At 39.9% G+C, this 22,032-nt stretch carries 22 protein-coding genes and 1 pseudogene; 15 read left to right on the top strand and 8 right to left on the bottom strand.

The window, feature by feature from the left end; genetic code table 11:
- Window positions 1–580 precede the first annotated feature (580 nt).
- The 8 genes from LI951_RS05265 (at window position 581) to LI951_RS05225 (ending at window position 8,234) form a co-directional block, all read left to right on the top strand.
- A complete protein-coding gene (locus tag LI951_RS05265; protein ID WP_229441492.1) occupies window positions 581–850 on the top strand; it encodes a hypothetical protein in 270 nt (89 codons plus the stop codon).
- A gap of 47 nt (window positions 851–897) precedes the next feature.
- Window positions 898–1,326: a hypothetical protein gene (locus tag LI951_RS05260; RefSeq protein ID WP_229441491.1), complete on the top strand. Its 429-nt coding sequence runs from the start codon at window positions 898–900 to the stop codon at window positions 1,324–1,326.
- Between the two features lie 1,086 nt (window positions 1,327–2,412).
- On the top strand, window positions 2,413–4,506 hold the full coding sequence (locus tag LI951_RS05250) for a BglG family transcription antiterminator (protein ID WP_229441490.1): 2,094 nt from the start codon (window positions 2,413–2,415) through the stop codon (window positions 4,504–4,506).
- 169 nt (window positions 4,507–4,675) lie between these two features.
- A complete protein-coding gene (locus LI951_RS05245; protein WP_202065131.1) occupies window positions 4,676–4,978 on the top strand; it encodes a PTS sugar transporter subunit IIB in 303 nt (100 codons plus the stop codon).
- A 24-nt stretch (window positions 4,979–5,002) separates the two neighbouring features.
- The gene (locus LI951_RS05240) at window positions 5,003–6,292 is read left to right on the top strand and encodes a PTS sugar transporter subunit IIC (RefSeq protein ID WP_202065129.1); all 1,290 of its coding nucleotides are present in this window, start codon (window positions 5,003–5,005) and stop codon (window positions 6,290–6,292) included.
- Window positions 6,293–6,312: 20 nt separating this feature from the next.
- Window positions 6,313–6,711, top strand: a complete 399-nt coding sequence (locus LI951_RS05235) for a tetratricopeptide repeat protein (RefSeq protein ID WP_202065126.1) — start codon at window positions 6,313–6,315, stop codon at window positions 6,709–6,711.
- Between the two features lie 30 nt (window positions 6,712–6,741).
- Window positions 6,742–7,608 carry a class II fructose-bisphosphate aldolase gene (locus tag LI951_RS05230; RefSeq protein WP_202065123.1) on the top strand — a complete coding sequence of 289 codons (867 nt, stop codon included), beginning with the start codon at window positions 6,742–6,744 and terminating at the stop codon, window positions 7,606–7,608.
- 5 nt (window positions 7,609–7,613) lie between these two features.
- Window positions 7,614–8,234 carry an AAA family ATPase gene (locus tag LI951_RS05225; RefSeq protein ID WP_229441489.1) on the top strand — a complete coding sequence of 207 codons (621 nt, stop codon included), beginning with the start codon at window positions 7,614–7,616 and terminating at the stop codon, window positions 8,232–8,234.
- A gap of 75 nt (window positions 8,235–8,309) precedes the next feature.
- On the opposite strand, the gene LI951_RS05220 is transcribed toward LI951_RS05225, so the two are convergent.
- Window positions 8,310–8,987 carry a cyclic nucleotide-binding domain-containing protein gene (locus LI951_RS05220; RefSeq protein ID WP_202065119.1) on the bottom strand — a complete coding sequence of 226 codons (678 nt, stop codon included), beginning with the start codon at window positions 8,985–8,987 and terminating at the stop codon, window positions 8,310–8,312.
- Window positions 8,988–9,178: 191 nt separating this feature from the next.
- Here LI951_RS05220 and LI951_RS05215 point away from each other — a divergent pair, with 191 nt between their 5' ends.
- The 7 genes and pseudogenes from LI951_RS05215 (at window position 9,179) to LI951_RS05185 (ending at window position 17,500) form a co-directional block, all read left to right on the top strand.
- The gene (locus LI951_RS05215) at window positions 9,179–10,105 is read left to right on the top strand and encodes a phosphate/phosphite/phosphonate ABC transporter substrate-binding protein (RefSeq protein WP_202065118.1); all 927 of its coding nucleotides are present in this window, start codon (window positions 9,179–9,181) and stop codon (window positions 10,103–10,105) included.
- Window positions 10,106–10,231: 126 nt separating this feature from the next.
- Window positions 10,232–11,021: pseudogene (phnC, locus tag LI951_RS05210) on the top strand (phosphonate ABC transporter ATP-binding protein).
- Window positions 10,993–11,772, top strand: coding sequence for a phosphonate ABC transporter, permease protein PhnE (gene phnE, locus LI951_RS05205; RefSeq protein WP_229441488.1), 780 nt, complete (start codon window positions 10,993–10,995; stop codon window positions 11,770–11,772). The pseudogene phnC and the gene phnE (LI951_RS05205) overlap by 29 nt, the downstream one beginning before the upstream one ends.
- Window positions 11,769–12,551, top strand: a complete 783-nt coding sequence (gene phnE / locus LI951_RS05200) for a phosphonate ABC transporter, permease protein PhnE (protein WP_229441487.1) — start codon at window positions 11,769–11,771, stop codon at window positions 12,549–12,551. Before phnE (LI951_RS05205) ends, phnE (LI951_RS05200) begins: the two co-directional genes overlap by 4 nt.
- Before the next feature lie 2 nt (window positions 12,552–12,553).
- A complete protein-coding gene (locus LI951_RS05195; RefSeq protein ID WP_229441486.1) occupies window positions 12,554–13,357 on the top strand; it encodes a metallophosphoesterase family protein in 804 nt (267 codons plus the stop codon).
- Window positions 13,358–13,742: 385 nt separating this feature from the next.
- Window positions 13,743–15,296, top strand: coding sequence for a bifunctional metallophosphatase/5'-nucleotidase (locus LI951_RS05190; protein ID WP_229441485.1), 1,554 nt, complete (start codon window positions 13,743–13,745; stop codon window positions 15,294–15,296).
- Between the two features lie 521 nt (window positions 15,297–15,817).
- Window positions 15,818–17,500, top strand: a complete 1,683-nt coding sequence (locus LI951_RS05185; RefSeq protein WP_229441518.1) for a metallophosphoesterase family protein — start codon at window positions 15,818–15,820, stop codon at window positions 17,498–17,500.
- Between the two features lie 311 nt (window positions 17,501–17,811).
- Here the strand turns inward: LI951_RS05185 and LI951_RS05180 are convergent, their stop codons facing one another.
- From LI951_RS05180 to folB, 7 genes are all read right to left on the bottom strand, one after another.
- Window positions 17,812–18,222, bottom strand: coding sequence for a hypothetical protein (locus LI951_RS05180; RefSeq protein WP_229441484.1), 411 nt, complete (start codon window positions 18,220–18,222; stop codon window positions 17,812–17,814).
- A complete protein-coding gene (locus LI951_RS05175) occupies window positions 18,207–18,659 on the bottom strand; it encodes a LytTR family DNA-binding domain-containing protein (RefSeq protein WP_229441483.1) in 453 nt (150 codons plus the stop codon). Before LI951_RS05175 ends, LI951_RS05180 begins: the two co-directional genes overlap by 16 nt.
- A gap of 442 nt (window positions 18,660–19,101) precedes the next feature.
- A complete protein-coding gene (gene folP / locus LI951_RS05170) occupies window positions 19,102–19,890 on the bottom strand; it encodes a dihydropteroate synthase (protein ID WP_202065102.1) in 789 nt (262 codons plus the stop codon).
- The gene (locus LI951_RS05165; protein WP_229441482.1) at window positions 19,887–20,480 is read right to left on the bottom strand and encodes a non-canonical purine NTP pyrophosphatase; all 594 of its coding nucleotides are present in this window, start codon (window positions 20,478–20,480) and stop codon (window positions 19,887–19,889) included. Before LI951_RS05165 ends, folP begins: the two co-directional genes overlap by 4 nt.
- On the bottom strand, window positions 20,477–21,046 hold the full coding sequence (folE, locus tag LI951_RS05160; protein WP_202065099.1) for a GTP cyclohydrolase I FolE: 570 nt from the start codon (window positions 21,044–21,046) through the stop codon (window positions 20,477–20,479). The genes LI951_RS05165 and folE overlap by 4 nt, the downstream gene beginning before the upstream one ends.
- Window positions 21,040–21,525, bottom strand: a complete 486-nt coding sequence (folK, locus tag LI951_RS05155) for a 2-amino-4-hydroxy-6-hydroxymethyldihydropteridine diphosphokinase (RefSeq protein WP_229441481.1) — start codon at window positions 21,523–21,525, stop codon at window positions 21,040–21,042. Before folK ends, folE begins: the two co-directional genes overlap by 7 nt.
- Entirely contained in the window at window positions 21,522–21,890 is a 369-nt protein-coding gene (gene folB, locus LI951_RS05150) for a dihydroneopterin aldolase (RefSeq protein ID WP_202065097.1), read from the bottom strand. The genes folK and folB overlap by 4 nt, the downstream gene beginning before the upstream one ends.
- Window positions 21,891–22,032: the final 142 nt, after the last annotated feature.

Raw genomic sequence — 22,032 nt, 5'->3', positions numbered from 1 at the left:
TAGTGTTGAGAGTGTTTGTCCTCTTTGATCAGAGAAAACTGGAAGCGTTGTAGAAATAATTACCTATATTAAGCTTTCATTTAACTGGGATCTGTTTTGAACAGAGAAAAATTATATTGACTAGGGTTTATGTACATAAATGTTTTAATTGAGGACATGTAGGGAGGATTTGCTTCTGTGATCTGGAACGTAGACATTTAGTGTTGTACAACTCTGTCAGACCGAAAGCAGAAAGGTTTTTTCTGTTAAATTTAGTGTCGCAATTCAATCTTATCTCAGAAAATAATATGTTTTTATCTAAAAATAACTATGGGGCTGAAAAAAGTATGTTTACTTTCATCAGTCTCATTTGTTATTTTTTTATGTTCAATTTAATCAAATAAAGATCATTATGTGAACAGATAGTGAAGGATTTGTAAATGAACCATTCTATTTGTTGGCAAAAAGTGAATTAAAAGAAAGTTTTGTGTATCTATAAATAAAATATAAATAATTACTTGTATGAAAAAGAATGCTGTTGTATACTTTATTCACAGGATGGATCATTCATTTTGTAAATAAAATTTAGGAGGATTTACTTATGACAAACGCAGGCAGCTGGACTATTCCGGAAACTCCAATGGTTAGTAACGAGGTAAAAGAAATTCTAGAAGAAGCAACAAGTAGTATACGTGGTTCAATTTTTGAACCATTTGCTTTAATAGGCACTCAAGTTGTTGCTGGTGTGAAGTATAAGATCCTTTGTAAAGTAACTCTTGTTGCTCCAAATTCTGAACCAAAGCTTTCAATCGTTACAATCTATAAACCATTAGATGGTAAGGCAGAGCTGGAAGAAATGACTGACATTTAAATTTTTCTTGTGTAGAACAAAAATAATTTTAAAGGTGGTAATTTAATATGGAAATCTTGACGAATAATATTCAATCAGAAGTAACTCTAGTTTCAAATGCAGATGGACGTTTAGAATTATTTGCTATAAACAAAGACGGCTCAATGTATCAAGCTTGGCAAACCAAAGTAAATGGGGGCACCAAGTGGGAATCTAAAACGATTGCTGGACCATTTGACGGAAATGTCTTTGCAACAACCAATCAAAATGGCGGACTCGTTATTTCTGTTTTAAAGAAAAATGGGGATCTTTTTATCTCGGAACAAGCAGCACCAAATTTTGCTCCTTGGAAAAGTATCACTATCTCTGGTCCTTTCCAGAAAAATGCAATGATGAAGCAAAACAAAGATGGTCATTTAGACTTATTTGCAATTAAGAAAAATGGAGATCTGTTCCAAGCTTGGCAATCAAGTCCTAATGGGAAATGGATTGTATAAAGGAAGGCTGCCATTCTTTACTAAAAAGTACAGAGAATAGAGTTTAGATAAAAGGAGCTGCACAATAATCAGAATTATTTCTGGGATATTGTGCAGCTCCTCTTTGTACAATAGGGAGATTTTAAGATGAGCTTTATATGCTTATAAAAGCAGCAGCTAAATAATCGGGTGTTCAGAAAATAATCATTTCTGATATAGTACTTAAATTCTACATGTAACTTTTTACCTGCTTTGATAGCAGTTTCATAGGGGATTTTAAAACTAGCATTCACTGTATCATTTTCTATTCTTGCAATAGTACTTTGGGGTTTACCAACTTTTTCAACCAATTATCAAAACGTTACTCTTTGTATTATCAAGGATTTCAAGATACTTTCCATATTCTGGAGGGTGTTTTTTTTGAGTTTTTTTACTAATATCTTGACCGATTTAAAGCTAAGTTATGTTTCTAATTCAAGAAATGTGAAGTATATCCAATAGTATTACATATGAGACTGCTGGATACATGCCAATATAAATTAACAGCGATTGTCAGTCGTCTAGCATTTTGCTGGATCAAGAGGCAGACTCCGCTTAAAGCTTGAAAGATTCACATTCAAAGCTTGTTGTCTGCATACAACTATTTCTTTGTATATGGGACTGTGACATCCGTTTGTCGCATCCCAAAATTTTCCCTTACCAGACGGATCTTATTTAACAGTAATAGAGTAGATTAATATCCGGACATAACACTAATCGTCTATTTTAGATTTACTGTCTCAAATTCCTTTGATCAGCTGCTGTCAAAATATGAGGCTTCGTTTAATAATAAAGCTGCTTTTTACCAAGTGTTAGTAAAAAGGGCTTTAATTTTTAATTTTTGATTATCGTAGTAAGATAGAGGAAATCCATAGGGAAATACACAATTTTGGTAATCCTGTTCTGCTTTAGTACATTATTAGTTTTCATTTTGAAATTAACAGAATTAATAATGAAATAGTTTTGCGTTGATAGCGCTTGCATTGCTTCCGTTTTAGTTGGAAGAAATCTCCACTTTTTAATTTATTGGCAAGGGCATATACTGAAATCAGAAAGGAACCTACTTCTATGAAAACAAGAACAGTTGAATTACTTCAAAGAATCAGCGCATCTGAATATCCAATCAAAGCAGAGGTATTGGCAGCTGATTTTAATGTAAGTCAGCGTACGATTCGGACAGAGATTCTTGAGGCTAATGAATGGTTGACCAGTAAAGAATTGCCTGAAATTCTGACCATCCGCAGTAAAGGGTTTTTGCTGAAGATGACTTCGGAGGAAGAGAAGGTACTGGAAGCGGCTCTGTTAAACCTAAATGGAGACCTGTTAAACCGGAATGAGAGGACCTTTGATATCGTCCTGTCTATCGCCTATGAAAAAAATCCTGTGTATTTGAACCGCAAAGAAGAGGAATTTCAAATTTCTAAAAGTACCATGGATGAAGATATGCGTCGGCTGAGAGCAGATTTATTGAAATACGGAATAGAAATTGTCAGCTATGGAAAGCAGGGGTTGTCCTATAAAGGTCCTGAACGCTCCATACGAACAATGATTTACGATTTGATTAATCAGAATTTGGGTATGATCGACTTCTCGAGGAGTAAAGATTCCAGCGTAACACCAGCACAAAAGGTTTTTAACAAGTATTTCAATATACAAGAAATCCAAAAGCTTGCCGAGATTTATTCTGGTGAACACCCTAGGCAGGAAAATGATATCTACAAAAATCAAATTCTTCTGTTCACTCTGATCTGGATTCAGCGGGTAAAAAAGCATGAGCTTATCTCAGCAGTAAGCTGGAAAAATGCGGAATTTGAAGATGATGTCTTCTCTGATTTTATTGATAAAATTATTAAAGGCTATCAACTGGAAGATGTACCGCAAGTAGAACGTAATTATATTCGTTTTACAATTGAAACATTTAACACAAGAGACATATCGAATACGCTTGAATGGGTTCAAGCTCAGTTACTCACAATCCAACTGATTCAATTTGTAGAAAATGAGACACATATTCCTTTTAATTCAAAAGAAGAAATGCTGTGCGAGAACTTGTACAAGCATATAGCGGCTCTTATCGTCAGAGTTAAAAATGATATTCAGGTTTTTAACCCGTTAAAGGATAACATCAAAGCTAACTATCACCCTATCTATCGTGCTGTGATGCAGTTTATTCCGACTCTTGAAGAAGTAGTTGGCGGGAAAGTCATTGAAGATGAGATCGCCTTTCTGGTCATTCATTTCTCCACTGTTGCCAGCGCAATCAATCGTGATCTGACATATATTTATAAATCTGTTGTGGTCTGTAACCACGGTATAGCTACAGGCAATCTGCTTGCAGAAAACCTGAAAGAGAAATTTCCTCAAATTGAGGTTGTTGCGGTGTTGAGCTCCAAAGAAGTGAAGCTGGTGGACAAGCTGGATGTGGATTTGGTGTTTACTACGTTTAATGTAGCTTATCAGAACAAGCCGGTTCTGGTCATTGATCCAATTCTTACGGATGCAAATATTCCGATAGTTGGAGAGTTTTTAAAGAAAAATAATGAGTTTCAGCGATTGGAGCCGCATGGAAATGAATCAACAGAGCTGTTTGCGAATATTCTAACGATCATTGAAGAAAGCGGCGGCCGGGTTAATCGGAACATCTACAGCAAGCTGGAGGCGATATTTGAGAGGAACAGCTTAGAAATAAATAAAAGGGAGATCCAACCAATGTTAAAAGACATCCTGACAGACAATCATATTATGATCAAGAAAAATGCATCGACGTGGCAAGATGCTATTGAGCTGGTTGCAAAACCACTGGTGAAAGACGACATTATTGAAAAACAGTACGTTGATGCCATGGTTCGTGCCGTGGAAGAATTCGGACCGTATATTGTGATTGGCAAGCATTTGGCTTTGGCACATGCAAGACCGGAAGACGGTGCCAAGAAGCTGGGTCTCAGTGTTGCTACGATTGAGCACCCGATTAATTTTGGAAATCCAGACATGGACCCGGTGAAGATCATCTTCTGTCTGGCAGCAGTTGATTCTTATTCACATCTAAATCTTATGAAAGAATTGATTGCCTTGATTAATGATGAATCGAAGCTGAATCAGTTGATCAACTGTACAAACATGACCCAGTTCAAGCAGCTGCTGTTTTCGGAAGAGGAAGAATAACAGGAAGGAGGAGGATCGTTTAAGCTTAAGTATTGGGCAGATAAAATCGATTCAAAGCCAATAACGATGGAAATGAAGTCAATAATCGGAAAAATATCAAGTCACCGGAATAAAGAAACTGTGAAGTTATCTGAGTAGTTTTTACAAATAAGAAAAGGGGCAGGAAAACATGAACAAATTAAATATTTTATTCGTATGCGGAGCAGGATTGGGCAGCAGCTTTGCGGCACAAATGTCAGCAGAGGATGTATTAAATAAACTGGGTGTAGAGGCAAAGCTGGATCACTGCGATATTTCATCGGCTGCTTCCATGAAGCCGGATGTGATTATTACAGCTGAGAATTTCCGTTCCCAATTTGAAAAATTTCAGGTAGATCCTAAAACGGCAATGATTTATCTGAAAAATATTGTTTCTAAAGATGAGATTGAGGAAAAAATTACTCCAGTCTTAAAAGACAAAGGGGTTATTTAAAAAAAGAAATGAGGGGAAAGAGAAATGGGGATTATCAATTTTATTATCGAAAACATTTTGACACAGGCATCGATCACCATTGCGTTAATAGCAATGCTGGGTTTGCTTCTGCAAAAGAAGTCGGCAGGTCAGGTGATTTCAGGTACATTGAAAACTCTTTTAGGCTTTCAGGTACTGAGTGCCGGCTCAAGTATCATTGTGGGCAGTCTGACATATTTTGGTGAGATATTTACTGAAGGCTTCCAGATGCAGGGGATTATTCCTTCAATTGAAGCGATCAATGGACAGGCAATGAATGATCTAGGGTTGGGCAGAGACATTGCGTTAACATTTCTGGCAATTTTTGTGTTTAATATTTTACTGGCCCGCTTCACGAAATGGAAATATATTTTCTTAACTGGACAGGCAATTTTATGGATGGCTACGATGACAACAGTGTTTGGGTATTTTGCCGGTTTACGGGGATTTGTTCTGATTCTGGTTGGCGGCTTTGTCGGCGGAGTGTTTGCCATTGCGATGCCGGCTGTTGCTCAACCGATTATCCGAAAAGTTACCGGGTCCAACGATATTGCTTTAGGACATTTTTGTACGATTGGTTATTTATTTGAAGCCGGGGTTGCCAAGATTTTTGGTGAAAAAGGAGAAAATAAAAAATCCATTGAAGATATCAAGCTGCCGTCACACTTTGAGTTCTTACAAGATACGTATTTGTCCGTGATGGTTGTTATGGTTCCGCTGTACATTATTACAGCAGTTTTTGCAGGAGAGTCATTTGCTTCTGAATTATCCGGCAGTCAAAACTATATTATGTTTGCATTTCTTCAGGCAATTCAGTTTGTTGTTGGGGTTTATGTGCTGCTGGCGGGTGTTCGTCTGCTGCTGGGAGAAATTGTACCGGCATTCCGGGGGATTGCAATGAAGCTGGTTCCCGATGCTATTCCGGCATTGGATTGTCCGGTATTCTTCCCGTACAGCCCAAATGCAGTCATACTGGGATTTATCACTACAACGATTGGAACGATTATCGCAATGTTTACACTGCCGATGTTCGGACTTGCCATGATCCTTCCGGGAATGTTAACAAACTTCTTTGCAGGCGGAACTGCAGGGATTTTCGGAAATGCTGTAGGCGGACGAAGAGGAGCGATTATCGGCGGGATTGCGCACGGCTTCTTTATCACATTGCTGCCGGCACTGCTGGTTACCATTTTCAATTCAATGGGCTTTGTTAATGCAACAGCAACTGATGTGGATACTGTCGCAGCAGCTCTATTGTATGCATGGCTTTTGAGCCCGATTTTGAAAGCATTTTAAACTGAAAGCAGGGATATCCAATGTTCGGACTTTTTAAAAAGAAAGAAAAAAAAGAACCGGAGAAAGAAGTAGAAGTTCTGTCTCCGGAGGCAGCGGAAAAAATTCGATCAGAGATTAACCGATTGAATCAGGAAATTTCAACTACCCAAGATAATAATAAACTGGCAGAGCTTTTTGAGCAAGTGGGACTTAAACTGTCCGATTTGAATGAAAAAGATCAGGCAATCGAACAGCTTGAAAAAAGCTTGGAAAATAAAAAGAGCATCGGCGACGGATATAAGAAGCTGATGAGCCTGTATAACGAAAAGCGGGCGGAAGCAGCACGGGCCGGTGATGATCAGGGGATCGACTACTATATGGGAAAAATGGATGAGATGCGGCAAATTGCCAAACAAGTAACGATTAGCGGAAATCAATAATTATAAATAAGAGATAAGGCGGATTTGATTATGTATACAACTTTAAAGGAAGTCACTAAAACAGCAGAAGAACTGAATTTTACAGTCGGAGCGTTTAATACACATAATTTGGAGATGCTGCCGGATATGCTGAGAGCAGCAAAAGAAATGGGTGCACCTATTATTATTCAGACTAGTGTGGATACAGCAAAATACATTGGAATGAACGTATTGGTTAATGTCGTGAAAGCTATCGCTGATGAGGAGATGGTGGATGCGGTTCTTCATTTGGACCATGCCCGCAATTTTGATGATATTAAAGAGGCAATTGACAGCGGATATACATCTGTAATGTATGACGGGTCTCATTTACCCTTTAAAGAAAATATTCTAAAAACGAAAGCCGTTGTTGAATATGCTCATGCAAAGGGTGTGTCTGTTGAGGGTGAACTGGGAACGATTGGCGGTACGGAGGAGGGAATCCACGTAGCGGAGGATGATAAAGTCTATACGAAGCCTGAGGATGCTGTAGAATTTGTAAAAGCAACAGGTGTGGATGCGCTGGCCATTGCCATAGGAACGAATCACGGTCAGTTTAAATCTAAAACAGAAGTGAACATTCCTTTGTTAAAAGAAATCAATGCAGTGGTAGATGTTCCTCTGGTGATTCATGGCGGAACAGGGGTTAAAGAGGAAGACTATCCTGAGCTGATCAATAACGGGATTCGTAAGTTTAATGTGGGCACGGAGCTGTTGGTAAATTGGACAAAAGCAGCGAAAGAGTCATTTAGCCAAACCGAGGTCAATAAATCCCTTCGTCATAATGTGATTCCGGCAAATGGAACAGTGAAGGAAATTGTTTCTCATAAGATTGGTTTATTTATGAATCTGGAAAGTCCAACTAATTTGGGGAAGTAAGAAAAATGAAAAAGTATTTCATTCTTCTAGCCGGCAGTCCCGGCACAGGGAAAACATATCTTATGAACAAGCTTCGTGAACGATTTCCGGATATGTATGAAATCACATTAGACAAAATCAAGGAATATTATGCCGATTCAATTGGTTTTGATAATTTGGAAGAACGGGCTGAACAGGAACGAAGTAAGGTGTATCCATTCTATTATAAGGCTTTAGCTCTCTATATGGAGGCGGGAAAGAAAGTCGTTGTTTCCGAGTATCCGTTTAGCGACAAACAAAAGGGGCAGCTTCAAAAGATGGCAGAAACATATGGCTATGAAGTCATTACAATCAGACTGACAGCAGATTTCGACGTGCTGTGGAAACGCCGTTATACGCGTGACCGTGAACATGAACGTCATCTGAGCTATATCATGGATCATTATCATTATGGAGATTCTCTGGACGATCGGAGACTGGCGACTAACCACATTACAAAAGAAGCCTTTAAAAAGATTATTTCAGACAGAAATTATGATGCATTTGAATTGGGGACATTGTACGAGTTTGACGTAACGGACTATGAAAAGGTAGACTATACGTCGTTGCTGGATAAATTAGAGCAGCAGATAGCGAATGACGAATAGGTGAAACTGAAAGCAGAGGATGACAACAGCAGGGCTGTGTCATCCTCTGTTAATTTTATATTCAATCACATACTGCTATTTCACTGAAGCTCCAAGATTTTCCGCCAGCTCATTCAGAGCGGCAGCGTCACGAATCAGGTAATAGTTTTTATGCTTCTCCAATATATTTGCTTCACGAAAGCTGGTAATGGTTCTCAGAAGATGCCGATAGCTTACGTTTAAGATAGCTGCGCAGGTTGTGAGCTGAAAAGAGAAGGTCTCATTCTTCTGGTGTGCTAAAATAAATTTGGCCAGGCGGATTTCGACAGATTCAGTCAGAGAATTTGCCAGATTGATGCCTGAGTTTAATCGGCAGCTGAGGAGCTGACAGATATTTTGCAGGAAACGAACATCTTGCTGCAGTGCTGCTCGATAACGATTTAACGAGATACAGACGCAAATGCTTGGAGTAACAGCCTTTACACTGCTTTTTGGCAGAAGTTCCCACAAAGAGGAGGCCTCTCCCAGTGGAGTTGCCGGTGTGGCATAATCGATACAAATATTTTGTGCATCAGTAGAATAAGAATACACCATGACTGTTCCTTTAACTAAAAAATAAAGAAAATCAGAAACGGTTCCGGTATGTATAAGATGTTCGTCTTTTTCAAAAGAGTATAAAGAAGCCATCGCAAAAAGATCTGAATCCATGTAGGACTGAAGATCATGACTTTCGATATATGAAGACAATCGTTCCGCATCCTTAATTTTTTTCATGGAAAGTCTCTCCTGTGCTTTTTCTTTATTATAACGTAGAAAGGATTTAGTCTCAATGCGAACGATAATGATCTTTTTTTGTAAATTGTATGTAAAAATCGTGTAAATGTGACGTGTGTCACTTCAAAAAGTTTCATTTCTTGATATGATTTAGAGGTACTAGAAATCATTTTCCAACAGGAGGAGAAAAAATGCATTTTAAGAAATTGGCTAAGGTGTTTATGGGGATTATACTAGTAGCGGCTTTATCTGGGTGTAATTCAGGAAACAGCAACAGTTCAGATGAGTCAAAGAAGGACAAATTAACTGTTCAATTCGTGCCGACAAATAATGACGGCAGTATGGAAGCAAAAGCAAAACCATTTGCCGAATATTTATCAAAGAAACTGGATCGTGAAGTAGAGGTAACCTTGGCTACTGATTATTCAACAATTGTCGAAGCGATGGCTTCAGGACAGGTTGACATAGGAATTATGCCGCCTGCAGCTTATGTTCAGGCCAAAGATATGGATGCAGCAGAGGCTATTTTAACTTCACAGCTAGGGGATTATGATCAGGAAACCGGCTTGCCGTTAGAGGGGGAGCTGACAAATACCTTTAAAGGAGAAATTCTGGTTCGGGCAGACAGTGATATAAAGAAATTAACGGATTTAAAAGGGAAGAAAATTGCAGCATTGAGTCCTAACTCAGCCAGCGGATATATCTATCCAGTGGCGGAGCTGAAGGATGCAGGCGTTGATCCGACAACCGATGCAACGATCACAACAGTCAATGATATTCCAAGTGAGATTACGGCTGTATTAAATGGGCAAATGGATGCGGCATTTGTATTTGAAGGCGCCAGAAATGTATTTGCATCAAGCTTTTCTGATGATGATTTGTTTAAGGATTTAAGCGTACTGTATCTGACAGAAGGGGATATCCCGAATGATGCTATTGCTGTTCAACCGGAAATGGATGAGACACTGAAGGCAGAAATTAAAGAAGTCTTTCTGGGGATGAAAGCTGATGAAGAAGGTGCTGAAGCGATGTCATTGTGGGGACATCAGGGCTATGAAGAAGCGGCAGATTCTGCTTATGATACGATTCGAGCATATACTGAAAAAGCAGCAGAATAAATGAGTAATTGGTCTGGGAAAGGCTGCGGATTCCCGGACACATGCGATAAGGAAAAATTAAATAACCGGCGGGGCAAATATTCATAAGGGTGTTTGTCCCGACCTCATTATAAAAGAGGAAAGTTCATGATTATTTTTGACAATGTTTCAAAGGTTTACCCAAATGGTGTGAAGGGTCTGCAAAAGATCAACCTGACAATAGAAGAAGGGGAATTTGTTTCAATTATCGGGTTAAGCGGTGCCGGCAAGAGTACGCTGCTGCGCTCCATCAACCGTCTGGTACCCATTACAGAAGGAGATATCCGTGTTAATGGAACCTCAATTACCAAAGCAGGCAAGAAAGAGCTGCGGCTGATTCGCCGACAAATCGGGCTGATTTCACAGAGCTTTAATCTGGTGAAACGAAGTACTGTTCAAAAGAATGTCCTGTCCGGAAGGCTGGGCTATTATTCTACGTTAAAAAGTATTTTTGGATTGTTTACAAAAGAAGACTATCAGCGGACAAAAGATGCGCTGGAAACAGTTGGTTTGTCAGATAAATTACATACACGCAGTGATGAGCTGAGCGGAGGTCAGCAGCAGCGGGTTTCCATTGCCCGTGCATTGGTACAGCAGGCACCTGTTATTTTGGCGGATGAACCAGTTTCGTCATTAGATCCGATTACGACACAAAAGGTAATGCAGGATCTGAAAAGTATTAATCAGACAATGAATAAAACCGTGATTGTCAATCTGCACTCAGTACCGCTGGCAAGAGAATTTTCCACACGCATTATTGCATTGAATGCAGGGCAGGTGGTTTTTGATGGGAATCCTGAGGAACTGACAGAAGCTCGTTTGGAAAAGATTTACGGCAAAGCTATTTTTGAAGAGGACAGGGAAAGCATATGAAATTGAAAGAGACTGTACATTTTAACTGGTATAAGCATTTACTGCTGCTTCTTTTTTTACTACTCTGTTTTCAGGGAAGTGTCTGGATTACGGGAGCTGATTTTTCAAAAGTCATTTCGAATTCAAGCCAAATGACGGCTTTTTTGTCGCGATTTATTCACCCTGATTTTGGTTATTTGCCCAGACTGATCAGTCCGATGCTCAAAACCCTGGCAATGTCGCTGCTAGGGACTGTTCTTGGTGTAGGTCTGGCTATACCAGTCAGTTTCGCAGCTACAACGGTAGTCACAGACAATCGCCTGATTTCAACGATTATTCGTTTTTTTCTTGGCTTGGTCCGTACGATTCCTACGCTGCTCTTAGCCGCTCTTTTTGTTGCGATCTTTGGGATAGGTGAAGCGACTGGTGTCTTGACGATTGCTGTTTTTACATTTGGAATGGTTTCCCAGTTGATGTTTCAGGTGATTGAAACGATTGACTTTGGACCGCTGGAGGCAGCAGCAGCAGTTGGGGCCAATAAAATACAGACAGCTGTCTGGTCAGTAGTCCCGCAGGTAATCAATCAGTTTATCGGGTATGCTTTTTATGCATTTGAAGTGAATGTCCGTGCATCGACTATTCTAGGCTATGTTGGTGCGGGGGGAATCGGTGTGATTTTGAATTCTTCTCTGGCGTTGTTAAAATATGAGCGTGTTTCAATCATTATTCTTACGATTTTAGTAACTGTAACAATTGTCGACAAACTAAGTGAACGGGTTAAGAGGTCGTTCAAATGATGATTCGTGAAATGAGCAAAAAAACGATACTGTCAATCAGTGTTCTGATTGCTCTCGTTGTGATTTCAGCTGTGAGTATTGATTATTCCGGATTAAGTACTTTTTCGCTTTCGATGGGAATGGATGTATTAAAAGGACTGAGTCAGCCGGACTGGTGCTTTTTCTACGACGGCAGCGGGGAAGATTTGGTCAGTCTTTTGCTGCTGACAATCGGTATTGCCTGTCTGGGGACAATGATTGCCACTGTTCTGGCTATTCCGTTAACGTTGCTGAGTGCCGTCAATCTATGGTCTGCACATCCAATGGTTACAAGAGTCGGCAAGTTTGTCTGTAATGTGTTGCGTGCTTTTCCTGAGCTGGTTTTTGCAATTATTTTTGTAAAAGTGGTTGGACCGGGTCCGTTTGCCGGTGTTATGGCAATTGGTGTTCATCAAATCGGCATGCTGGGAAAACTGTTTACAGAAGAAATGGAAGCAATGGATGAACGGTCGGTGGAAGAAATGTATGCAGTTGGCGCCAATTTTTGGCAGACCTTGTTTTCTGTCCGTTTTTCTTATCTGCTGCCGATTTATAGCTCGCTGGCGCTGAATCATTTTGAAATAGCCGTTCGGAGTGCAGCAACGCTTGGGCTGGTCGGTGCCGGCGGAATTGGTGCGCCCTTAATCTTTGCGATTCAGACGCGCAGCTGGGAGAAAGTCAGTATTATTTTGATTGGAGTGGTTGTTACTGTGTTTATTTTGGATCAAATCACTGGAATTATTAGAAAGAAATTGAGATAACCATGAACATATTGCATATATCAGATATTCATTTTCGCAGAACCTATGAAGCATGTGAAGAAGGCTATAAAGGAATGCTTGCTAGTATGCAGAGTCCTTTGATCCCTTTAGCACAATGTTTGGAGCGTGTTCAGCAGCAGACTGTGCTGGATATTGTTATTATCAGCGGAGATCTGACAGAGGATGGAGAGGCAGAAGACTATCGTTTTTTTAAAGAATGGCTGTATGAAGCATTGGGGAATACGGATGTGATCGTTACTTTAGGAAATCATGATATCAAGAGACACTTCCGCTCAGGCTGGTGTGAGGAAGAAGCATCCGACTTACCTTATAATCAGGTTGTGGACTACCCTGATTTCACTGTTCTGGCTTTTGACAATTCATGTTATGGTCAGGCAGATGGTTGTGTAAATGAAGAGCAGTTTCAGTGGCTGGAAATGACGCTGAACAAACTAAAAGACCGACCAATTATTTTGGTGACACATCATCATCTTCTGTCGCAGCAAAGTGCTACACCAAAGTGGTCGGGAACCGACCGATTTCTTGAGCTAGTTGCACCCTATGATATTCGCTGTATATTAAATGGACATACTCATCATCCTTTTATAGGAAGAATCAACGGGATTCCATATTATACGGTTGCCGGCATGTCGTTTATCGGAGAAGATGAGGGTGCTGGAATTGTTCGCTTTGAAGAAGGGTATGGCTATAATTTGTACCATTTCAAGCAGGGAGAGATGACAAGGCAGCTGTCAGAAAACTTCAAACCGGGCCATGTGCTGAAAACCCTTGATTTGAGTGTGTAAGCCATACAGCTTGTGCTGAAAGAGATTTTTTCGAGTGTCTCTAATTTTAGTTGTTGCAGAGCTGCCGACTTTTATGTGAATAAAAGCAAAAGATACAAACAGGAATCTGAAATACAAAGGTTCTTAGACTTATAGTATTTGGGAAACTCAAATAAACGACGGGACAGAAAAAACAATAAGCTTCAAGCTTTTGTCTCGAGGTTTGGAACGAAGTCCTTCAAAAACTTAACGGCTTTGCCATTTAGAAATTGATGAGATCGAAACGAAATGTAGTGTAGTGAAACTCATAGAGACAGCGCTGAACATTTCTGTTTCTGCGGTTATTCGAGACAAGCAAGAGGCTGTCTAGACTGTTTTTCTTTATCTATTTTAAAGGAGCGATTAAATGAAAATTACTTTTCTTGAAACAAGTGACATGCATGGGTATGTCTATCCAACTGATTATATAAGCAAGCAGGATTTGGCGATTGGCGCAGCAAAGGTTGCCGCTAAAATGAAAGAACTGCGTGAACAAGCTGAAGGACCGGTAATCATGATTGAAAATGGCGATTTTATTCAGGGGTCTCCTTTCAGCTACTATGTTGCAAAAAAAAGGTCTTCAGCAAGTGAATTGACAAGTGTTATAAATCATATGGGGTATGATGTTCAGCTGTTGGGCAATCATGAGTTCAACTATGGAAAAGCATACTTGAAGAAAACACTCAGCAGCTATACGGCGCCTATTTTGGCAGCCAATATCCTCAATGAACAGGGGGCGCCTTATTTTGGACAAGGGTATACGATCCTTGAAAAAGAGGGAATAAAAATTGCTGTCCTGGGACTGACAACACAATACATCCCCCACTGGGAACAACCAGAAACAATTCAGGGAATGCAGTTTGAGAGCATTATCCAAACGGCTAAAAAATATATTCCGAAGCTGAGACAAATGGCTGATCTTGTGATTGTTTGTTATCATGGAGGCTTTGAAAGAGATTTAGAGACTGGGGAAGCAACAGAAGTGCTGACCGGTGAAAATGAAGGCTATGCGCTGTTACAGGAAGTGGCGGGAATTGATGCTCTTTTTACAGGACATCAGCATCGACAAATCGCTGCGTTCTTAAATGGTGTACCTGTTGTTCAGCCAGGCTATCGAGGCAGTCATATCGGAGAGATTCAGTTAACGGTGGAGAAGAAGGGGGAGAAAGTGGTTGTTGTTGACAGCAGTGCGGCTCTGCACTCAGTTGAGAATACTGCGGCTGATCCAGAAATTCTTACTTTAGTCGAATCATTGGAAGATGATTTGGACAAGTGGCTGGATCAGCCTCTGGGACAGGTTGAAGGATCGATGCAGATTACAGATCCCATGCAGGCGCGTCTCGTTGAGCATCCTTATGTAGAATTTATCAATCATGTACAAATGGCTGCCAGCGGCGCTGAGATATCTGGAACAGCACTGTTCAACAATGAAGGAAAAGGCTTCAATCAGATAATCACCATGCGGGATGTTATTACTAACTATGTTTATCCTAATACTCTGGCGGTGATAAAGATTACCGGAGCCGAGTTGCGGGAAGCTTTGGAGCAAACGGCAAATTATTTGGCAGTTGAGGATGGGAAGATTATTTTTAATCCTGCATTTATCAAACCAAAGCCGCAGTATTATAACTATGACATGTATGAAGGTATTGATTATACGATTGATATGAGTGAGCCGCCGGGACAAAGAATTACTCAGCTCTTATTTCATGAAAAAGCAGTTACTCCGGAGCAGGAGCTTGAAGTAGTTGTGAATCAGTACCGTGCAGTTGGCGGAGGCAATTACAAGGTGTTTAATGCAGGAAAAATTGTGCGGGAGATTCAAATCGATATGACAGAATTGATTGCTGATTACTTAAAGCAGCACCCGATAATTAAAGCTGAAATAAATCAAAATTTTCAGGTGGTTTTAGGTAATTAAGAATCATTATACCGAACAGAGTGGTCACAGTCTCTTGAAGGACTCCGTTTTGGTTCTCAATACAAAGTGATACGCTCTCATAAGCTTTTTTGGCAATTTTCAGCTTGTCCTTTTTATGGCGTCGAATCACGAAGAAAGAAGTGATTCGATGTCTTCTCGCATAAATGCTTGGTACAGTTTAGAGCTTACAAGCGGTGAGCATCCCTGTTCTTAGTTCTCGGAGCTAAGTGCTTTTGTCATAACTTTTGTACGAAACAAGAAAACATACTGGATTGAGCGCAGGTAGGGCATCGAGCCTTGTTTGTCATTCATTTCAGTGTGTTTTTTTAATCCCGTTAATTCGAATGATTAAAGAGATGATATAATGAAGGGAAGACATGACAAAGTTATGGAATAAAAATCAGGAGAATGGATTGGTTATTCATTCGAAAGCGTGAGGTGATTACATGGAAACAAGTGGTGAAAATGATTATTTAATTGTTGGAAAACAGCAGCCGTTTGAATCAATAAAGCAAGAGAATATGAATGCTTTGACATCAGTGAAAAGTTCAAGTGTACTGCCATCGGAGCTTGTCTCACGTTTCGATCTTTATCCAGAGAATAAACGACGTCCTGTTAATAAGACGCTTTTTAAAAATGACTATTTTCAATTGACCTACAATGTAAGAGAGGATTCCATGGCGCTGTCTTCCAGAGGCGATCTTGTATATTCGGCGATTCCTTATGATACTGCCAGAAACTATATTCAGCGCGCAGCAATCCAGTATTTGCTTCATCCGGAAGAAGTACAGCGATATATTGAATCACATAAAACCAATCTGGAGAAATATTTAATGCTGAGTATTTTTCAGGTGATGAATAAGCGAGTAGACAAGGACTCTGCTGAAGTTGTTCAGGCCTATAACGCAATTTTTGAACAGCCTTTATTTATGATCCAAATTCTGGGGCGGTTGCTGCAGCATGATGAAACAGGTCCTCTTTCCGCAAATCTTCCCGGGAAATTTTTATTTACTGAAAATGTGAAAACGGGAATCTCCGGCTATATTTCAGAATTCCTAAATTTTGTTGTACAGCTGACGCACGCTTTGCCGATTACAACAGACGGGAAAAATATCCAGTTGCTGGAAACCGCTGTGCAGACACATCTTTTTGATGAGCACACGATGTATAAACGACTGACGTTTGATTCCGATATACAACCGGCGCTGGCGCTGCTGCCTCAGGAAGTGAAACAGACGATAGAAGAATCGATGCTTGTTACGAAAGAATCTGTGCCGGCAAATAATAAACCGCTGTTACGTTCAGAATATGGAAAAGAGCTGTCTGAGATACGAAAAAATTATGTTGCACATAGTACTGATCCAAATGAGCTGATGAAATATTTTGAAAATGTGCATTCAACGGAAAATACAAATCTTGTCAATGTGGTTTCTGACATGCATACAATTGACGGCAAGTTTCCATTTACGAACAATCACTTCAATATTCTGGTCGGAGATATTTCGGATTCTCATGTAGAAAATGAAGACATTCGGGGAATTTATGTTCTGGGAAACCATGAACTGGTGGATGTCTTGCCGGACAGTCGATACAAAAAAGGTGAACAGTGGGATAAATGGCGGCCGTTTTTCGAAGAGCACTGGTTCAAAGTACTTTTGGTCAATCCGGATGAGTCTTGGTATTTGCTGCCGCCGGGTGATCATGTTTATTATGAGGTGGTAAAAGGGGAAGTGGAGAAACGTTTTCCTCGAGTTAATCTGCTGAATAACAGCAGTCTTGTTCATAATGGCATTCGCTATATAGGGCTCACTATTCCTGTTGCACAGGTCAGACGAAAAAAACAGCAGCAACGCTTTATTCTCAAAGCCTTAAAAGAATTGCTTGCTGAAGATTATGAGATCCCCACTGTTATTGTTTCCCATGCGCCTCTGTTTAATGAGCTCAGTATGCTTTCGCCGAAAAGCAATGCATACAACAAGGAATATGTTTGTACAGAGCCGGAAATTGAGACCCTGTTTGAACAATACAATATCCTCGGGGCTGTCCATGGGCATTACCATATTCCTCCATCTTCGGGCAGGTTCAAGAAGGTGATATTTGCCGGAAAGGAATTATTTGTGGTGTGTTCCATCTACTCAAGTATGAATACAGGGTTTGATTTGATGAGCTTGATTGATTTGAGCAGGGGATACAATGGAAATTAGAAGATAAGATTAATAAAGGTTTTATGAGTGCTGCTCATAAATAACAGCTGCTGAATTTAGAACCGCAATTTTTCCGGAGAGTATTGTTTTGTGTGAGTTAGGGCTGCACTAAACTTGAGAGGAGATAGGCACTTAATCTGAAATTGTGCGTTTCAAGTGTTTATTATTTAGTTATAGAAACAGCAGAGCTTGGGAGGGGCAGGAAAGGTGTTCCAAGCTCTGCTGTTTAATTAGTATTACTGGTTTTTAAGTAAGATTAATACCTAGATTTTTCTAGTATCAACTCTTTAATAGGACACTCTCAATGATTCTTATTTAGCTAAATGATTCAGTTCAGGGACCATTTTTTTATTCTGATAATTTCTATAAAAATAGAATGCAATGATATGAAGGAGCAAATTCAGCAGTAATATTGCCCACCAGTAAGGTGTGATCAGTTCAAACATGTCTTTTGAAAAAAGAAAAACAGCAGCAAATCCGCCAAAAAAATTGACCAGTGTTGTTATTGTAATATTCACTGGTGCTGTCCAAGTACCATAGTTCCAAATGTAAGGATAAATGATACCGAAAATTGCAGCTATAATAATTGAAATTCCTATGATAGACCAAAAACTGCTCAACTTAACGGTGGAGTTCCCGTATACGAGTGTTGTAATTCCAAGTACCCAAATAGTTGTTAGAAAACTGGTTTGCATGAATTGATTTTTTAATTCTTTAAACATTGAAATTCCTCCTTGATTTGTTTTGCATAGTGACGGCTGACGATGTGTGTTTGTCCATTTTTTGTGTGAACTTCAAGTCGGGCATACTGCCCGTTGTTAAAGGCTGCAACTTCTGTTAAATTCAACATAACAGAGTTGTTGATTCGGATGATCCCATTGATAGATAGTGCCTCGAATTCCTTGAGACGTCCTTTTGCATAGAATATTTTCTCATCAATTGTATAAATTTTTGAAAGATGATCCATTGCCTCGATCAGGTAAATTTCAGAATAGTTGATTGTTGACTTTCGTTCATTCATAGGATTAATGACTTCAAGTTTAGGATATCCATTTAAATTTAAATCCAGTTTTGTGGTTAAGTGTTGATTTTGAGGATTTAATTGTATGCCAATTTCATTTAATGAATAATCTTTATCCCAAAAATAATTAATTTTCATTGTTTGCCTCCTTTCATAATCAATATACCCTCTGAGCGCATTTATTACTTCTTATTTGTGTTTAGTTGCAAAATTTAGATGTTTGTTGCAAAAAATCTTATATAAAAAAGCTGAGAGAATAGTAGATTTTAGGCAGTAGTAAAAGTATCATCTGTGCTCATTTCTGAAATAAAGTTGCAGATTCATTTTTTTCTGCCCATGATTAGCTCAGTGGAAAAATGGGAGCTTTTTCATATTTGGCGCGACAATTGGCTTATTAAGTGAGTGTACTTTTTGCTGCAGCGGCTATTGTAACAATTATTTTTATTATTCTGAAACAGCAAGCAGAAGAAAACTAGATAGACCAAATAGAGCTGCAGGACTGTTCAACAAGTGAACCTTCCTGCAGCTTTCTAATAAAGTATGGAATAGGAGCTGCCACTCAATCCTGGAGAAAACTTAATTATTCAAGTTTAAGCGCTTTCCAAACATCAAAACTTTGTTTCATTCCTTTGACGTTGTGAACACGCACAATTTCCACTCCCTGATTGGCTGCGAATAGAGAGGCGGCAACAGAACCGAAATCCCGATCAGCCGGATTTTTTTCACCGGTTAATGCACCGATTGTTCTTTTTCGGGAGATACCGTACAGTAAAGGGAAATTCTGAAAGCGGAAAGCAGCGGGATTTCTCAGAATTTGCTGATTTTCTTCTGGTGTTTTATCAAAACCAAGTCCCGGATCAAAACAGATACGATTCTCTACAATTCCATGTTTTTGACACAATTCAAATTTTTCCTGATAGAAATCCTGAATATCCTCTTGAAGTGATACAGGTCTGCGTGGACGTGAATGCATGATTATAAGCCCGATTTCCGAAAAAGCCGCTGCAACTTCGACCATTCCCGGAGTATCCAGACCACGTACGTCATTAATGATTGTTGCACCGGCAATGACCGCTGCTTTAGCCACTTCGGGAAAATACGTATCGATTGAAATGGGAAGCTCTGTTTCTTTGCGGATTGCTTCAACTAGGGGAATGACTCGTTCAAGCTCAATCTCGGCTGGAACTTCCTGATAGTTCGGGCGGGTAGACTGACCGCCGATATCGATAATATCCACACCAGTTGCGATCATCTCCTGTGCGTGCTCCAAGGCGGTCTCTTTTTTATGGTAAAGCCCGCCATCTGAAAAAGAATCCGGTGTGGTGTTCAGAATACCCATGATTTGAAAAGGACGTGAAAAATCAGTCATTTAAAAACCTCCATTTCCAGTAATTTTTGAAATGCCTGTACCCGGGGACTCATCAAGAGACGTTCTTCCTGTGGAAGTTGGGCAAAGGTTTTCTGTTTTTTTGGTAAAAAAATGATGGAATCAAAGCCGTAACCGTCATCTCCGCGCGGTGTTGTGATTTCTCCTGATATTTCTGCCTCGGAAAAAACTTCTTCTGCCTCATCGTGATAGACTAAGCAAGCGTGCAGCGTACATTTTCTGGAAATATCAGGCTTGTCGGTAAATAAATTCAAGAGCTCAATATTTTGTTGAGCGGGATCATTACTGGTAAAAAAGCGCTGCGTTTTAACGCCTAAAATATCTGGAAAAGCAGATAGTTCAAGACCGCCGTCGTCTGCCAGGACAGGCAGATCAAGGTACTGAGCATAGCTGCGGGCCTTCAAACGGGCATTTTCAAGGTAGGTTGCTCCTGTTTCTTCCGGAGGAACATGCGTATCCCCAATATCTTCTAAAGAGAATAAATGTATTTTTTCTTCCAGCTGAAAAAGCCGTAAAGCCTGTCTCAATTCGGAAGCTTTTCCCTGATTATGTGTTGCATAAATGATGTTCATTTTTCGATTGCCCGCAGGAAATCATGCTTAGCTTCCAGTTCTTCTTTGAAAATGCCACGATAATGAAATGTTTTCGTCAAACTGTTGGGAGACTTAACGCCACGCATTGCCATACACATATGCTCCGCTTCAATTGCAACTGCGATTCCTTTTACCGGGATATGTTTCTCCAAATTTTCAGCAATCATCACGGTTAAATCTTCTTGAACACTTGGACGTTTGGCGCAATAATCTACCAGTCGGGGCAGTTTGCTCAGTCCAAGTACTTTTTGTCCATCGGGAATATAGGCAATATGAACCTTTCCAAAAAACGGCAGCAGATGATGCTCGCACATGGAGTAAAAATGAATGTCTTTGACCAGAACCATGTCCTCCTGATTGCGGCTGTCAAACAGCTTGTAGTCGGAAAATTCCGGTTCAGTTAATCCGCTGAAAATTTCCTGATACATCCGGGCTACACGAGCAGGTGTTTCTTTTAAACCTGGACGATCCGGATCTTCGCCTACCGCTCCCAAGATGTCGCGGACAGCTTTTTCGATGATTGCCTGCTGCTTATCATTTACCATTCCAAGTCACTTCCTCTCACTTCCTCTGCATTCCCGCTGATATTTATCCACTCGACCAAATCTTTTCCAAAAATTTTTTGATTATAAATATCTTTGAGCGGAACCAATACAAAAGAACGCTTTGTCAGTTCAGCATGAGGAATGGTTAAATTCTCTGCCTGAATCTGCAAATTATCAAATAATAAAATATCCAGATCAATGGTACGCGGTCCCCAGTGAATCAGCCGTTTACGCCCTAAATCTGCTTCGATCTGCTGGATACAAGCCAACAATTCCTGCGGTGATAAATCTGTTTCAATCTTAACTGCTGCATTCAAAAAATCATCCTGATCTACATTGCCGTAAGGCTCTGTTTCATAAATCTGAGAAGAATCCATGACGGTAATGCGGGGATGTTCTGCCAGTGCCTGACGGGCATTTTTTAGATTCGCCAATCTATCTCCAAGATTGCTGCCTAAAGCTATAAAAACGATACTCAAACACTAAACCTTCTTTCCATTTCAATCTCGATATTATCAAAAACACCGGGCATTGGGACACTGTATTTACGGACACGAACCATAGCACTATCTAATTGTGTTCCATAACCTGCTTCAATATCATCTAAAATTGCTGAAACTAGGGCTTCCATTAAATCGTAAGAAGAATTATTTACCCGAGAGGCAATCTTCTCATTTACTTCAGCGTAATTGACTGTATCAGCCACATCATCACTGTGTCCGGCTTTACTCAAAGAAAGTCTCAGCTCAACATCGAATTCCAGTTGCTGACCTAACACCCGTTCTTCAGGTAGTACCCCATTTTTGGCATAAAATTTTAAGTTATTGATTCGAATCTTATCCATTTCCTGTCCCTCCTTTTTGCTCGATTATATCATATGAGAAGGAATGAAGGTGAAATGAGAGCCAAGGTTTTTTTGATAAAAAGTAAGGAGGGTGTTTGCCTGGCTTTTATGTATTGTTAAAGAATTTCAAAATTTACTTTGC

The organism is Enterococcus sp. BWT-B8, from assembly GCF_020567625.1.
GTDB lineage: Bacteria > Bacillota > Bacilli > Lactobacillales > Enterococcaceae > Enterococcus_L.
This window is presented reverse-complemented; position numbering and strand designations above follow the sequence as displayed.